The 16,057-nt window shown below is 31.3% G+C and carries 15 protein-coding genes; 6 read left to right on the top strand and 9 right to left on the bottom strand.

Going from position 1 to position 16,057, the window contains the following annotated elements; all coding sequences use genetic code 11:
* Positions 1-71: 71 nt before the first annotated feature.
* The 3 genes from B3792_RS04165 to B3792_RS04155 form a co-directional block, all read right to left on the bottom strand.
* Positions 72-1,271, bottom strand: coding sequence for a helix-hairpin-helix domain-containing protein (locus B3792_RS04165; RefSeq protein ID WP_291068952.1), 1,200 nt, complete (start codon positions 1,269-1,271; stop codon positions 72-74).
* A 133-nt stretch (positions 1,272-1,404) separates the two neighbouring features.
* The gene (locus tag B3792_RS04160; protein ID WP_125349608.1) at positions 1,405-1,626 is read right to left on the bottom strand and encodes a PspC family transcriptional regulator; all 222 of its coding nucleotides are present in this window, start codon (positions 1,624-1,626) and stop codon (positions 1,405-1,407) included.
* Positions 1,627-2,898: a DUF2851 family protein gene (locus B3792_RS04155; protein ID WP_125349609.1), complete on the bottom strand. Its 1,272-nt coding sequence runs from the start codon at positions 2,896-2,898 to the stop codon at positions 1,627-1,629.
* Positions 2,899-3,003: 105 nt separating this feature from the next.
* On the opposite strand from B3792_RS04155, the gene B3792_RS04150 reads away from it, so the two are divergent.
* The 4 genes from B3792_RS04150 to B3792_RS04135 are packed head-to-tail and all read left to right on the top strand — an operon-like array spanning position 3,004 to position 7,716.
* Entirely contained in the window at positions 3,004-3,633 is a 630-nt protein-coding gene (locus B3792_RS04150; protein WP_280062831.1) for a TetR/AcrR family transcriptional regulator, read from the top strand.
* Positions 3,623-4,918 carry a TolC family protein gene (locus B3792_RS04145; protein WP_286494765.1) on the top strand — a complete coding sequence of 432 codons (1,296 nt, stop codon included), beginning with the start codon at positions 3,623-3,625 and terminating at the stop codon, positions 4,916-4,918. Before B3792_RS04150 ends, B3792_RS04145 begins: the two co-directional genes overlap by 11 nt.
* Before the next feature lie 11 nt (positions 4,919-4,929).
* Complete coding sequence (locus B3792_RS04140) at positions 4,930-6,123, top strand: HlyD family secretion protein (RefSeq protein ID WP_038332984.1); 1,194 nt, start codon at positions 4,930-4,932, stop codon at positions 6,121-6,123.
* A 21-nt stretch (positions 6,124-6,144) separates the two neighbouring features.
* On the top strand, positions 6,145-7,716 hold the full coding sequence (locus B3792_RS04135) for a DHA2 family efflux MFS transporter permease subunit (protein ID WP_219033731.1): 1,572 nt from the start codon (positions 6,145-6,147) through the stop codon (positions 7,714-7,716).
* 74 nt (positions 7,717-7,790) lie between these two features.
* Here B3792_RS04135 and B3792_RS04130 read toward each other — a convergent pair whose 3' ends face one another.
* Together B3792_RS04130 and B3792_RS04125 are read right to left on the bottom strand one after the other, a co-directional pair.
* Positions 7,791-8,897 carry a TlpA disulfide reductase family protein gene (locus B3792_RS04130; RefSeq protein WP_180905119.1) on the bottom strand — a complete coding sequence of 369 codons (1,107 nt, stop codon included), beginning with the start codon at positions 8,895-8,897 and terminating at the stop codon, positions 7,791-7,793.
* 149 nt (positions 8,898-9,046) lie between these two features.
* Positions 9,047-9,730 carry a DUF6261 family protein gene (locus B3792_RS04125; protein ID WP_291068950.1) on the bottom strand — a complete coding sequence of 228 codons (684 nt, stop codon included), beginning with the start codon at positions 9,728-9,730 and terminating at the stop codon, positions 9,047-9,049.
* Between the two features lie 352 nt (positions 9,731-10,082).
* On the opposite strand from B3792_RS04125, the gene B3792_RS04120 reads away from it, so the two are divergent.
* Positions 10,083-10,562: a WapI family immunity protein gene (locus B3792_RS04120; protein ID WP_286494768.1), complete on the top strand. Its 480-nt coding sequence runs from the start codon at positions 10,083-10,085 to the stop codon at positions 10,560-10,562.
* Positions 10,563-10,591: 29 nt separating this feature from the next.
* Positions 10,592-11,002: a hypothetical protein gene (locus B3792_RS04115; protein ID WP_286494769.1), complete on the top strand. Its 411-nt coding sequence runs from the start codon at positions 10,592-10,594 to the stop codon at positions 11,000-11,002.
* Between the two features lie 49 nt (positions 11,003-11,051).
* On the opposite strand, the gene B3792_RS04110 is transcribed toward B3792_RS04115, so the two are convergent.
* From B3792_RS04110 to B3792_RS04095, 4 genes are all read right to left on the bottom strand, one after another.
* Positions 11,052-11,705 carry a phosphoribosylanthranilate isomerase gene (locus B3792_RS04110; RefSeq protein ID WP_291068948.1) on the bottom strand — a complete coding sequence of 218 codons (654 nt, stop codon included), beginning with the start codon at positions 11,703-11,705 and terminating at the stop codon, positions 11,052-11,054.
* 270 nt (positions 11,706-11,975) lie between these two features.
* Entirely contained in the window at positions 11,976-13,067 is a 1,092-nt protein-coding gene (gene prfA / locus B3792_RS04105) for a peptide chain release factor 1 (RefSeq protein WP_115001678.1), read from the bottom strand.
* Between the two features lie 106 nt (positions 13,068-13,173).
* Complete coding sequence (locus B3792_RS04100; protein ID WP_291047146.1) at positions 13,174-15,360, bottom strand: glutamine synthetase III; 2,187 nt, start codon at positions 15,358-15,360, stop codon at positions 13,174-13,176.
* A gap of 262 nt (positions 15,361-15,622) precedes the next feature.
* On the bottom strand, positions 15,623-16,036 hold the full coding sequence (locus B3792_RS04095; protein ID WP_038332961.1) for a DUF4293 domain-containing protein: 414 nt from the start codon (positions 16,034-16,036) through the stop codon (positions 15,623-15,625).
* Positions 16,037-16,057: the final 21 nt, after the last annotated feature.

Here is a 16,057-nt window from a genome sequence, read left to right as displayed (position 1 = left end):
TAAAAACCAATAAACGCGTTTAGGAAATCCTATAACGCGTTTATTTTAAAAACTAACCTATGAATGAATAATCACTCAAAAACCAAATAAGGCTCAATTTCCCTAAACTTTTCTTCACTTATCGCATAACATCTTTTCAATGTTTTTGCATCTTTAAAACTCCCACCTAACGAACGTTTAAAATTAAGAATCGTATTTACTTGTTTCTCTGTGAAACCACGTTTCATCCAATCCTCATGACTCAAATTATTTGGATTAAACTTACCTTTTATTTCTATTTTTTCTGCTACTTTATCTTCACTTTTTGACTGTTCAACTTTTGGCTGCTCAGCTTTATAAATTACATTTTCAGGTAAATCAATATAAGATTCCATTTCTGCATATTTTTCGTCCGAAATCATATAACATTTTTTCAATTGTTCTTTCGATTTAAACTGACCTCCCAAAATATTTTTATATTTCATAATTGAAGCAGCTTGTTTAGACGAAAAACCTATTTTTTGCCAATCATTTTCAGAATAACTATTTGGATTAAATTTTACATATTGAATCTTTTTACCACTTTGTTTTTTCTCATTTTTTTCATCTTCCTTTGATTTTTCTGGTAACAAAATATACGTTTTCATCTCTGCATATTTCGCATCATCAATCACAAAACATTTCCTCAATTGCTCTTTCGAGGTAAACTTTCCTCCAACAATCTGTTTATATTTCATGATTATTTCTGCCTGTTTTGGCGAAAAACCAAGTTTTTCCCAGCCTTGTTGTGGCAAATCATTTGGATTGAAATTTTTGTAAACTATTTTAGTTTTTGGTGATGAATAATCTATAAAACTCGATTTAGATTGTTCTGGTAAAAGAACAAAAGGAGCTAATTCATTATACTTTCCTTCATCGATAACATAACATTTCTTAAGCTGTTCTTTCGATGTAAATTCTCCACCAACAATTCCTTTATATTTCAAAATGACTTCGGCTTGACGTTCCGAAAACCCTAAATTCATCCAATCTTCTAAAGATAATTCGTTTGGGTTAAAGGGTTTGATTGAATCTTTTACTTGTTTATTTGAAGTAGAATTAAATGTATAATTTTTCGGAGTTTTTTGATAATTTGCTAGCAAAGCTTTATCTGCTTCTGATAATTGATATGTTTCTTTTTCAACTGAAATATGTTGAAAAATCTCAAATAACAAAATCAAAACAAATAATAAATACAAGCCAAATCTTTGCGATTTATTCAGGTAAAAAGTAGATTTTTTTAAATATTTCATCTTGGTTGGAAAAGAAGTGAAAATAATATCCTTATCAAACACTCACGATATCGAAAACGACATAACCATCAAATATTTAACAAATTAAGAAATCTAAAATTAATAAAAGGTTTTAAGTATTTGTAAATATTTTTTACAAATCAAAAACCGATTTTCGTTTGATAACAAAACAATCTTTTACCCAAAAAAAGAATAACATAATAAAATAACCAATAAAGGTTAAACCGAAAGTTGCAAAGGTTAAATAAATGAAAATCAAACGTAATTTTGCAACGCGAATTCCCAATTTGTCTGCAAATCGCGAAATCACATTAAACCATTCTGTTTCAGTAAAATTCCTAATTTGATCTTTCATTTAACGTAAAATTTGTTGTCCGATAGCGCAATTTAAACATTTTTTTTCGGAGCAATATCTTTTTTTAAGTTGAATTAATTGTTGAGAATCTTTTGCGGTTTTATTTTCAAAACCAATTCGTTCAAATTCATCTAAAATCGAGTTATTTTCCGCTTCCATTTCATTTAATAAATCCAAATAAAAATCAATTTCTACCTCATCTTTTTGTCGCTCAAAAGCATAACGAATCGGAATAATAGAATTGATGAGCAAATTATTTATTTTATCTTTTGAAAGATTTTTGAGTTGAAATTTTGATTCGTTCTTAAATGTATAATGCGTTTCCCAAAAAGAATTTAATTCCAAATTTTCGAAGATTTTATAAAATTCTTTCAAATTTTTTGGCTGAATAATTTCAGAAAACAAACTTTGATAATTCACATAAATCGATGCTAATTGCGCCAAACGAATCGTCGGAAAACCAATTGGTCGCATTTTCGAAAATCGGAACAAACTATTTTCAATTGATTCTAATTGATATTTATTTTTCAGGAATTGATATTCGTTTTTTAATTGCTTAGAATAATCATTCTCATAGTTTTCTTCTAAAAAACTGGCTTGTCCAAAAAACAAGGCTTCAACTTTTTGGGCATTAAATTGTATTTTTTGCAAAACTTTGAACGGAAAAGAATTTGCCCAAATCTCAAAAGTTTCTACATTAACTTTTAATCCAAAATTCTTTGCCAAACTTTTGAACAATGTTTCTTCCCAATTGGAATTATTGTGTTCTAAAATTTGTACAATATCGTTTGTTTTTTCTTCGAAACGTTCGATTAAAATTCGTTCAAACCAAAAAGAAAATTGCTTCAAATCAATTGAATCTAAAAATTCTTCACAATAAATTTTATCCAACTTAGAATTAATAATATTTTGATAATTAAAAACAATTTCCGGTTTTACAAAATCTTGTAAAATCAAAGTTTGTACATTACGTTGACGCAAAATATCAACTTCACAATCGTGATTCCATACAACATGCAAAATCACATTTTGATACGATAAATCATTCGAATGTTGATGAAAATTCCAATCCGAAGAATTGACATGCATTTCGACACTTCCAATCCACAATTTATCGCCAATGATGATTTCTGCTTCCAAAAAATCTGGCCCAGCATGATGGTTTAACTTTCCAACTTTCACAATTTCAATGAAATCTCCATGAAAAGTTTGTAAGCTTTGATGTGAAAATTGATTCAATTTCCAAATATGATGTAGAAAAATTTCTTTCATAGACAAAAGTTAATCAATGAATTATAAAAAATCATTAAAATAAATACTTATTTTTTTTAAATTAATTAAACGTTTGTTTAACTTTGCGCGTTCAATTTTTATAAGATGAAATTAAGTGAGAAGCAAATAGAAATTTTGGGCGCGGCTGAACGAGTTTTTGGAAGACGAGGAATTGATGCTGCAAGTGTTCGAGAAATTGCAAAAGAAGCAAACATTAATATTGCGATGATTAGCTATTATTTTGGATCAAAAGATAAATTGGTCGAGAATTTATTTAGTTGGCGTATCACAACTTTCAATGAATCATTGGCCTCAATTTCACAAAATTCTACACTTTCTCCATTTGAAAAGTTACAGTCAATCCTAAAAGCTTATTTGAATAGAATTTTGGATAAACCTGAATTTCATCGAATTATGGCAAGAGAATATTCGAAAAGAGATTCAATTTTAGAAATTGATTGTAAAGTCAATGACTTAAAAACAAAAAATTTAGAATATATCACAAATATTATTAGTGAAGGATATTCTGAAGGCGTTTTTAAAAGAAAAGCTCCTGCCGAAGCTGTTGTAATGGTAGTTATTGGTGGAACATCTTATTTGATTTTGAACGAAAAAACATATATGAAACAATGGGGATTATCTTCTCATGAAGAGTTTACAGAACATATTCACGAAGAATATTACCCTTATTTAATAGATTCTTTAAAAGCAATTTTACTATACGATGAAAAATAAAATTTTCTTACCGATTTGTTTAGTTGTTGCTACTTTCGCTCATGCGCAGGAAACCAACGTTTCTTTGCAGGAAGTTATTCAACAAAGTTTGCAGAACAACAAATCTGTGAAAGTTGCCGAAGCTGCTAAAAATACAAGTGAGTATAAAGTACAAAGCGCGAAAAACAATCGTTTACCAGACATTTCGTTGAGTGGACAATACATGCATTTGTTTACGACAACAAATGTAGACATCAAACTTCCGATGCAATCTTCTGGTGGAGGAATGGGAGTTGAACCGAGCCAATTATTATTAGGACAAGCAAGTGCTTCTGTCCCTGTTTTTGCTGGATTTAAAATTAAAAATGCAATCAAAAGCAGTGAATTGATGGTTGATTTATCAAACTTACAAATCGAAGCAACAAAAGAAAATGTGGTTTGGCAAGCTATTAATTTATATTTTGGATTGTACAAAACGCAACGTTCTATCGATGTTTTGAATGAAAACTTAGTGAGAGCAAATCAACGTGTGAAAGATTTTCAAAACTTTTTGGATAACGGAATCATCGCGAGAAATGATTTGTTGAGAGCAAAATTACAAGCATCGAATGTGCAAGTTGCAATTGATGAAGCCGAAACGCAATACAAAAACATTAATTACCGATTGAATTTATTGACTGGACAAGACGAAAGTAAAATCGTTCATGTTGATAATGTAGAAACCTTGAAAACCATCAATCAAAATTCTCAAGATTACGTCAATCGTACAGATGTTAAATCATATGATGTAAAAAATCAGATTGCTGATAGTCAAATCAAAATTGCGAAAGCAGCTTATTACCCTCAATTAGCGGTTTCAGCTGGATATATTGCGATGGATATTGATAAAGTTGCTTCGGTTACAAATGCAACAAATGTTGGTGTTGGATTGAAATATGATTTATCTTCTTTGTATAAAAATAAAGCAGAAGTTGAAATTGCAAAAGCTCAGAAATTAGAAAATGAGATGCAAAAAGAAACGACAATTGATAAAGCTAAAGTTGAAATGAACGAAGCTTTTCAAAAGTATGATTTAGCAAAAAAGAAAAATAATGTTTACAAAGAAGCTGTAGAACAAGCGAACGAAAACTACAGAATTGTAAAAGATAAAAATGACAACGGATTGGCTGATACAGACGATTTATTAGAAGCAGATGTACAACAATTGCAAGCAAAAATCAATCAAGTTGTCGGAGATGCTGACGAACAATTAGCGATCTACGAATATTACTATACTACAGGAATTTTATTAGAAAACGTACAATAACACCTCTCGATATGGAAGAAAATAATCAAGAAAAGAAAAAAATAAATTCAAAATTTATCATCGTTTTAGGAGCATTAATCATCCTTGGAGGTGGATATGGAGTTTATAAATATTTACACGGACAAGCGCACGAAATTACTGATGATGCACAAATTGAATCAAAAATAACACCTGTTATACCTAAAGTTTCAGGATACATTCAGAAGATTTTAGTAGAAGATAACCAAATGGTTCACAAAGGTGATACATTAGTTGTTTTGGACGGATCTGAATTTGCCTTGAAATTGCAACAATCGCAAGATGCTTTATTACAAGCAGAAGGTCAATTAGGAGTTGCTCACGCAGGTGTTTCTCAAGCTGGTGCAGCAATTGGAGTGACAGAAGCTGGTGCTGTTGCAGCAAATACAACAATCGAAACAGCTCAAGCAAGTGTTAATACAGCTCAAGCAAATGTAGAAGCAGCAAAAGTACAAGTTTGGAGAACGAAAAATGATTTTGATCGTTACAATAAATTATACCAAAATCAATCGATCACAAAACAACAATACGAGCAAGCTTTAGCAGCAAAAGAAACAGCTGAAAAGCAATTGCGAATTGTACAAGAACAATTAGGTGTTTCTCGTGCTCAATTAGCTTCTACAGCAAAACAAGCGCAAGCTACAGCAAAACAAGTGAACACTTCGAAAGCGCAAGCTGATGCTTCAAAAGCACAAATAAAAGTAGCGGAAGCAGCAATAGGTCAAAGCAAAACAAACATCGATAATGCAAAATTATATTTGTCTTATACGTATGTAATTGCAGCTGAAGATGGACAAGTTTCTAAAATTAATTTACAACCAGGACAATTGGTTCAAGCTGGTCAATCTTTGTTTAATATTGTGACTACAAATAATATTTGGGTTGTGGCAAATTACAAAGAAACTCAATTAGAAAAAATTAGAGTTGGACAAGAAGCCATCATCAAAGTAGATGCATATCCAAACCACGAATTCAAAGCGAAAGTAACGTCTTTATCTCCTGCAACTGGTGCTAAATTTGCGTTATTACCTCCAGATAATGCGTCTGGTAACTTCGTAAAAACAGTTCAACGTCTTCCTATTAAAATCGAATTTATCGATCAAAAAGACGAAATGTTGAAAATGATTCGTCCAGGTATGAACGTGGAAGCTGATATTCTTTTAAAATCGAATACTTCTGCAAAGTAATAACACCTATTCAGAAAAATTATGGAAGAAAATAATTTAGTTGAATATGGTGCAAGACGTGTAATCATCACCATTACCGCCATCATGTGTGCATTGTTAGAGATTGTTGACACAACAATTGTTAACGTTGCGATGAATGACATGAAAGGTAGTTTGGGTGTCTCTTTAACTGATATTGCGTGGGTGGTTACCGCTTACGCAATTGCCAATGTAATTGTAGTACCGATGACCAGCTGGTTGTCGCAACAATTTGGACGACGCAATTATTTTGCGGCTTCGATTATCATTTTTACAGTTGCCTCATTTCTTTGTGGAAATGCAACAACGTTGTGGGAAATTATCTTGTTCCGATTTATTCAAGGACTTGGTGGTGGAGCACTGTTGGTAACTTCGCAAACCATCATTACCGAAAGTTATCCACCCGAAAAGCGTGGTTTAGCGCAGGCAATTTATGGAATGGGAGTTATTGTTGGTCCTACGCTTGGTCCGCCTTTAGGAGGTTATATTATTGATAATTGGTCTTGGCCATATATATTTTACATCAATATTCCGATCGGGATTATTGCCGTATTGTTAACGATATCATTTGTTCGTAGCCCAAAATATGCAGAGAAATCAAAACTAAGTCAAGTCGATTTCTTGGGAATTATTTTGTTAGCCATTGCAGTTGGATCGTTACAATATGTATTAGAACACGGACAACAAGACGACTGGTTCTCAGATTCGACAATTGTAACCTTGAGTATCGCAAGTTTCTTCGGATTCATTTTATTTGTTTGGCGAGAATTAGTTTTCAAACATCCAATTGTAAATTTACGTGTACTGAAAGATAGCAACTTAGCAGTTGGTACTATTTTATCCTTCATCTTAGGATTTGGATTATATGGATCGACATTCATTATTCCAATTTATACACAATCAATCTTAGGATGGACTGCAACTGATGCAGGTTTATTATTAATTCCTTCGTCGTTGATGACTGCATTCATGATGCCAATCATCGCAACAATGTTACAAAAAGGTGTACCACCAAAATACATGGTTGCAGGAGGATTCTTTATCTTTTTCTGTTACAGTTTTTGGTCATACAAAATCTTAACACCAGACACAGGTTCCGAGCATTTCTTTTGGCCATTAATTGTTCGTGGAGTTGGATTGGGATTATTATTTGTACCTGTTACCACACTTTCACTTTCAAGTTTGAGAGGGCAACAAATTGGTGAAGGAGCTGCCTTTACAGGAATGATGCGTCAGTTAGGAGGATCTTTTGGTATCGCGATTATTACAACATTTATTTCTCGTTGGACAGTTGGACACCGAACAAATTTAGTTTCGCATCTTGATACATCCGATTTTGATGTACAAAAACATATTCAGAATTTACAAATGAGCTTCATTAGTAAAGGTTTTGCCCCAAATGAAGCATTAAATAAAGCCTATAACCTACTCGATTTACAAGTTACCAAACAAGCAACTGTGTTAACTTATATGGATGTTTTCTTGTATTTGGGTGTAGTTTTCCTAATCTGTATTCCATTTATTCTGTTCTTTATCAAAAAAGGAGCAGGTAAAGTAATCAGTGCAGGACATTAAAAAAGAATAATTATTTTAATTTTCAGTTTTTTATAAATGTAAAATCTATCTCAATTTATTGGGATGGATTTTTTTTATTTGATTGATTCTGTAATTTTCTTTTCATCTAATCCAAAATCTGCTAGAATAAGTTTTCCTTCTGGATTAAAAAGATAAAAAGTTGGTGTACCGATAATCTTGTATTTTGTATAAGTACCTCCTGTTCTACCTTCTTTATCCCAAAGCGAAATCCAATCTTCTGCATGTTTTAAAAGAAAGTTTTTATAACCAATTTCTTCTTTATCTACATAGAAACTTACAATTTCTAACTTATCAAGATTATTAGTCTTTATTTGATCTAAAACAGGAATAGATTCTAAAGAGAATCCACAATAAAAAGTTGTAAAATCTAATAACACATATTTTCCTTTGAAATAATCTGAAAAATTAACTTTTTTATTTGATTGATTATACGCCATAAAATCTATATAACTGTCGCCAATATTTAACTTTTCTGTATTAATATCTGTCATGATAGATTTGTAATAGGCTGATTTTTTATATTTAGATTCTAACTTATTCATCAAATCAATTAAAACTTCTTTTGACAATTCTGTCTTGTATGAATTAACTAATGAAAGTGTATAGTATGAATTTATATTATCTTGATAAAATTGAAGACTATTCTTTGCAAATTCATTATCTAATGCAGTTATTTTACCATAAGGTTCTACTTTACCCCAGTATGCTTTTTGTAAACTATCATTCCATTTATTTTGTTCACGAAGCGACATCATATCAGTTAAAAATTCTCGTCGTTTTATCGTATAATCTTTATCAAACTGAGCATATTTATACCTCATCTCGTCATACTCAGATCCAGAAGTTTTTACATCATAAGGAAAATCTTTTTTTGTGGCATTTAGTGTAATTTTTTCATTACCAATAAAAAGAAGTGCAGAATGATAATCTTTTCCATTTTTGACTGTAATATAAACCGAAGATGGAACCTCTTTTAATTTTCCTTCTAATTTATAACCCCCTTTAACTAATACGACACTATCAATAGGAGCATTATTAATACTTATTTTGACCAATGCATTTTCATCAAATCCATCAAGTTTTCCAGAAATAGTAAATTGTTTTTGAGCAAATAAGTTTGTAAAAACAAATAAGATAATTAGTGTTAATAGTTTAGTCATTATTATGTAGTTAATTATTTATAAATCTAATTAAATATTTCGAAAAATCATCTCAAAAAAACCTCCACCCAAGCAATTTGGGTGGAGGTTTTATTATTCAATAATTAACGTTTAGTATTTTTACAATTTCGGCTCGTTTGTTTACTTGTTCAACTTGCAGGCAACACACTATTTCTTGCTGCTTTCACAATCTCATTCAAATCGTGGTACAAATTAGACCAATCCGGTACATCTTTCATTGCTGTAATTAGATTGAGGTAAGATCGCAGTACTTGTTCCAATTCTTTTCGAGAAGATGACGCACTCGATATTTGACGAAGATCTGCATTAGCCTCTGCTTGTTGCGCAAATAACATCTCAAAATCGGTATGTTTTGTTTTCAAATCATCAAAAGCTGATACAAGCGATAAGTTAATAATACGCAATGTATTATCTGGCTTTTCTAATTCTTCGATAAGCTTCTTCAATTGAGCTGTTTCGGCAGAATAACTCAATCTGTCTAAATCCAGTCCAAACATTTGGAAAACTTTGTACAAAGCTTCCGCATCTTGATAGTTCGCGACAGAAGTCAATTTACGATAACCATTCAAGAAAGCCTTCATGTTACTAAATGCAACATCTCTCTCTTTATCCGCTGTCGCCACCTCTTTTCCTTTTCCGCTATAGGTCAACTTTGTGTATACCGTGTCGTAGTTTTGATAACTCGCAATAAGCGACAGCAACAAAGGGTGGTTCTCTACAATGGTGTAATTTCCGGCTTGAGAAGAGTTGATAGTTCGCTGCGCTAATGTCGCCAGATTTTTTGTCGATAATTTTTGTAAATTAATTTTCATAACAGGTTAATTAAGTGTTTATAATTCATTTATTTTTAATGTTTTATAAATATAGTCAATATATTATTAATCAATATAACCTTACAGATATTACAAACAAACTTGTTTTAGATGAATGTAATCTTACATTTATTACAAACAGACTTGTTTTAGATGAATGTAACCTTACATTTATTACAAACAGACTTGTTTTAGATGAATGTAACCTTACATTTATTATAAACAGACTTGTTTTAGATGAATGTAATCTTACGTTTATTACAAACAGACTTGTTTTAGACGAATGTAATTTTAGAAACAATTATATTTACAAGAAATTAGTTATATACAAGCTTTCCAAACATTACACTGAATGAACTCAACAGAAAATCTATTTTTTGAAATAAAAAGTCAAGGAAATTTTATAAGAATTTCGACAAAAAATCTAATAAACTATAACTCAGAAATTGATTATGATAATAATTGGATTAATTGTTATATTGAGGTTAAAGGAGGAGCATTTCAAGGTAAATATTCAGCTGAAATTCTAACAATAACTTTTGAAGATTTTAAACAAAAGCTCGCAATTTTATATAATAAATTAGATGGAAAAGTAATATTTTCTGATTTAGAAAAATATTGTAAAATTGATATTTCAGGAGATGGTTCTGGTAAATTAAGAGCAAGTATTGAGTGTAATGATAAATCGGGTATATATTCTGCGAATCTAACTTTTGATATTGATTTTGACCAAACTTTTCTTAAAGATATAATTAACCAACTCAATCAAATTACCAAAGCATTTCCAATAATTGGTGATTTTAATATATCTAATAAATACGATGTATTATAATAAAAAATAAGACTAAACAGTATTCTAATATGAAAATATTCAATTTTCTTTTCTTTATTTTAATTATTTTAACTTTAAACTCTTGCTTTTTAGCAATTACAGGAGCTCCACATTCTCACTCATATAAAGAAATTTCTGACAAAAATGATTTAAAATTAAATGTATTTTGTACGTACTTAATCAAACAGATTAAAATAGGAAATGTAAATCCAAATGATTCAATTTATATTCAATCATCGAGCTTAAAAAAATTAAATGAAAGAAAATTATTAAATCATAATGATTTATCCGATTCAATGAGATTTTACAATTTGAGAATTGGAGATATTAAATTCCATAGTAAAAAAAGAAAAGATACTATCAATATTATAAGAATAACTAGTAATGGAGATAAAACGGTTTACAAATTCCTTTTAGACTCAAGCGACAAAGAAAATTAGAAAAAAAATCCTTGTCAAGATTCAAAACTTTGACAAGGATTTTATTTTTCTAACCATTAACCGCTCTAAAAAAAGCGTCTAATTTCTTTTCGTCTAATTTTCCATCAGTTCTTACACCGCTACAAATATCTACGCCAAAAGGCTGAACAACATCAATCGCTTCACGAATATTATCAGGATGAAGACCGCCAGCCAAAAATAGAGGAATGTTAATTTCTTCTCTAATTTTTTTGGTAATCGCCCAATTGTGCGTGCGCCCTGTCCCTCCCAGTTCTTTTACTTGTAAGTTAGGATTTCCGCTATCCAACAAAATAGCGTCTACAAACTGAGATTTCTCTACCGCTTCCGTTACCGAATTTTCATCAATCACATGAATCACTTGTACCAACTTTACCCAAGGTAATTCGTTTCTCAAAATTTGATATTCTTCGTTTTTCAGCTCATCTACTAACTGAATTGTATTTGTATAAACTTTTTTATAATGGTGAATAATTGTTTCTGCTGTTGTTTCACTTGTTAATAAAAACGAAGCTAATGTTGGTGGAATAATTTTAGTAATATCTTTGATTAAATCATCACCAATTACTCCAGGTCCGCTTGGCATATTACCCACCAAACCCAATCCATTTGCTCCATATTTTATTGCTTGTTGTGCTTCTTCTTTGCTACTAATACAACAAATCTTAACTCTTGTTTTCATCATATTATTGATTTTACTTTTAAATATACCTATTATTCATTTTAATTAAAAATTCGTCAATTCGAGTGATTTTTAGAAACAGAGTGAATAAAAATTGTATCGAGAATAGAATTTTATCATTAAAAAACTATTCTCGATACAAAATTCTTACAGAATTCCACTCGAACAGACGTTTTTTTTTGATAAAATTATCAAAATGAACAACGAATTAAATATAAAAAAACACCTCAATTTCTTGAAGTGTTTTGTATGATCTAAGATTTAGAATTGATTTTAGAAATCTTCTTCCGAACCTTTTAATTTTTCTGCATTTTCTGCCATTTTCAATGCATCAATCATTTCTTGAATATCTCCATTCATAAAGTTATCCAAATTATAAATTGATTTGTTGATACGGTGATCTGTTACACGTCCTTGCGGATAGTTGTATGTACGAATTTTAGCAGAACGGTCACCAGTCGAAACTAATGATTTACGTTGAGCAGAACGTTCTGAATGTTTTTTCTCGAACTCGATTTCATACAATTTTGTACGTAATAATTGTAAGGCTTTTTCACGGTTCTTATGTTGAGAACGCGCTTCTTGACAAACAATTACAATTCCAGAAGGTTTGTGCGTTAATTGAACTTTCGTTTCAACTTTATTTACATTTTGTCCTCCCGCACCAGATGAACGAGCTGTTTGATACTCCAAATCTGCTGGATTAATCACTACATCAACCTCCTCTGCTTCTGGTAAAACCGCAACCGTAATCGCCGATGTATGCACACGTCCTTGCGATTCTGTTTCAGGAACACGTTGTACACGGTGAACACCTGATTCGTATTTCATTGTTCCGTACACTGCATTTCCTTCTACTTGCATTACCAACTCTTTGTATCCTTTTCCAGATGCTTCAGAAGTATTTAATACTTCGTGTTTCCATCCTTTTTCTTTGAAATACATCGAATACATACGGTAAATATCTTCTACGAAAATCGCTGCCTCATCTCCTCCTGTTCCAGAACGTAACTCGACAATGATGTTTTTCTCATCTTCTGGATCTTTTGGAATCAACATCATTTTGATTTCTTCCTCTAAAGGTGGAATCGCATTGATTGCTTCGTCTTTTTCTATTTTAGCTAACTCAACCATTTCAGCATCAGAACCATCTTGAATAATTTCGTCTGCTTCCTCAATTACATTGATTAAGTTTTCGTATTGTTTTTGCATTTCAACAAAGTCTTTCAAATCAGAATATTCTTTGTTTAATTTCGCATAACGAGTTTGATCTGTTACGATATCTGGTTGGATGATTAAATCTGCCACCTCATCGAAACGTTGTTTGATTGCTCTTAATTTATCTAATAGACCTAAATCTGCCATATACTTTTATTGGATTGCAAAGATACAATAACTCAAGGGATTCAGAAAATTTGAATAAAAAAAACCGATGATTTCTCATCGGTTTTGTAATTTATTGTTAAAAATATTATCTCGTAAATAATAATTCTCTGTATTTTGTTAAAACCCAGAATTCGTTATCGACCATTAATTCTAACTTATCAGCATGGTAACGAATTTCATCATAATATGGTTTTACTTTGTTACAATAAGCATGTGCTCTTTCTTCTAAAGATTCAACCACATTTGCTTCTTTACGTGCATCCATCATTAAGTGCAATTTTGCGTTTAATTCGTTTACATGCATCGAAATTTTCTTCAAAATAATTAATTGCTCGCCTGCATATTCTTCATAATCATCTCCAAAAATATCTTTGAATCCTTTAATGTTTTTGATCAATATGTTTTGATATTTGAAAGCTGTCGGAATAATATGATTTCTCACAATATCACCTAAAACACGACCTTCAATCTGAATTTTCTTGATGTAATCTTCTAATTCGATTTCGTAACGCGCTTCAACTTCTGTGTTGTTCATTACATTAAGTTCCGAGAATAAATCCAATGATTTTTGAGAAACTTTTGCTTTTAAAGCAGATGGAGTTGTTTTGTGATTTGACAATCCTCTACGAGCCGCTTCTTCTTCCCATTCTTTGCTGTATCCGTCACCTTCGAATAATATATTCTTTGTTTCTTTAATATATTCACGTAAAACATTGAAAATTGCTTCATCTTTTTTCAAACCTGTTTCAATCAACGCATCAACTTCTTTTTTGAAATCGATCAATTGTTTTGCTACAATTGCATTCAACGTTGTCATTGCATTTGCACAGTTTGCAGTCGATCCTACAGCACGGAACTCGAATTTATTTCCTGTAAAAGCAAATGGAGAAGTTCTGTTTCTATCTGTATTGTCTAATAAAACATCTGGAATTTTTCCAACAACGTTTAATTTTAAATCAGTTTTTTCTTCAGGAGATAATTTCCCTGTCGAAACACCTTCTAATTCTTCCAATACTTTTGTCAATTGTTGACCAATAAAGATCGAAATAATTGCTGGTGGCGCTTCATTCGCTCCTAAACGGTGGTCATTAGAAGCAGAAGCGATAGAAGCACGTAACAATTCCTCATAAATTGAAACTGCTTTGATGGTATTAATAAAGAACGTTAAAAACTGTAAATTGCTGTTTGGTGTTTTTCCTGGCGCTAATAAATTAACTCCAGTATCTGTTGCTAACGACCAGTTATTGTGTTTTCCAGATCCGTTAACTCCTTTGAATGGTTTTTCGTGGAATAATACTTTAAAATGATGACGCTCACCAACTTTTTGCATCACATCCATTAACAATGAGTTGTGGTCAACTGCTAAATTCGTTTCCTCGAAAATTGGCGCTAACTCAAATTGATTAGGTGCTACTTCGTTGTGACGAGTTTTTACAGGAATTCCCAACAACATACATTCGTTTTCTAAATCGCGCATATAATTTAAAACACGCGTAGGAATCGAACCAAAATAATGATCTTCTAATTGTTGACCTTTTGCAGAAACATGTCCTAACAACGTTCTACCAGTTTGTAAAATATCTGGACGAGAAGCCGCTAAAGCATCATCAATTAAAAAATATTCTTGTTCCCAACCTAAAGTCGGAGTTACTTTCTTCACATTTTTATCGAAGAACTTCGCTACTTCTGTAGCTGCTTCATCAATTGATAAAAGCGCTCTTAACAAAGGTGTTTTATTATCTAGAGCTTCTCCTGTGTACGAAACAAATACTGTCGGAATGCATAAAGTTGTTCCAAAAATAAATGCTGGTGAGGTTGGATCCCAAGCTGTATATCCACGTGCTTCGAATGTATTACGAATTCCTCCATTTGGAAAAGAAGATGCATCTGGCTCTTGTTGAACTAATAATGATCCACTAAATTTTTCTACAGGATCTGCTCCATCAAATGAAGTTTCGAAAAAAGCATCATGTTTTTCTGCTGTTGTTCCTGTTAATGGCTGAAACCAGTGTGTATAATGTGTTACACCTTTGCTCATCGCCCATTCTTTCATTCCTAAAGCAACAAAATCTGCCATTTTACGGTCGATTTTAGTACCATAATCCATTGCAGAACGAACGGCTTTATAAGCTTCTGAAGTTAAATGTTGACGCATTGCTTTGTCATTGAAAACATTGCTTCCAAAAATTTCTGATTTTTTCCCTAATTCAGGAACAGCTACCGGTTTGCGATTGCTTGCGGCTTTTAGTGCTTCAAAACGAAATGATGTCATAAGAAAATTACTTTGTGTTGTTTTATGATGCAAAAATAAATAAAAATTAAACATAAAATAAAAACACCCCTATTTTTTTAGGGGTTAAATTATAATTTCATTACAAATAAATTCAATACCCCTTTATTTTAGTTTAGATTTTCAAAACATCAGTGTAAAATTAATTTTTATTTAACATTCGAATAAACTTATTTAAACGAAAAAAGCAGTTTCAATTGCTTGAAACTGCTTTTAGACACTCATAATATAAAAAGTTTTTGGTCTATCTGAAACGGTCTACTGATTTTACAAGATCATCATCCTTCTTAATCAAACGATTGGCAATTGACAGAAGCACAATCGAAGCTAAAGGAACTAATGCCCAAATACCTTTCTCAGAATTTCCTTCTCCAGGTAATGTTAATAGACAATATACAAAAGAACCAATTAATAAAACATTCAAAATAATGTTTAACCATCCTAAGCTAATCTGTAACTTACGTTTTTTGAAAAACATAATGGTTAAAAATGAAATTAAAGCTGATGAGAAAAAGGCTAACGAAAAAATGTAATCTCCTTTCTCCGGATTTTGTAACCAATTTAATGGAATATCAAACAGCTTATCAAAATTCATGGCGAATATACTCGAAATTATTCCACTTAAGAATAAATATATACTTTGCTTTCTTTGAATCATTTCTTAAATTTCGAATACAAA

This window comes from Empedobacter sp. UBA5924, from assembly GCF_002431085.1.
Taxonomy (GTDB): Bacteria; Bacteroidota; Bacteroidia; order Flavobacteriales; family Weeksellaceae; genus Empedobacter; species Empedobacter falsenii_B.
The sequence above is the reverse complement of the archived record's forward strand: the minus strand, read 5'-3'. Positions and strand labels throughout refer to the sequence as shown.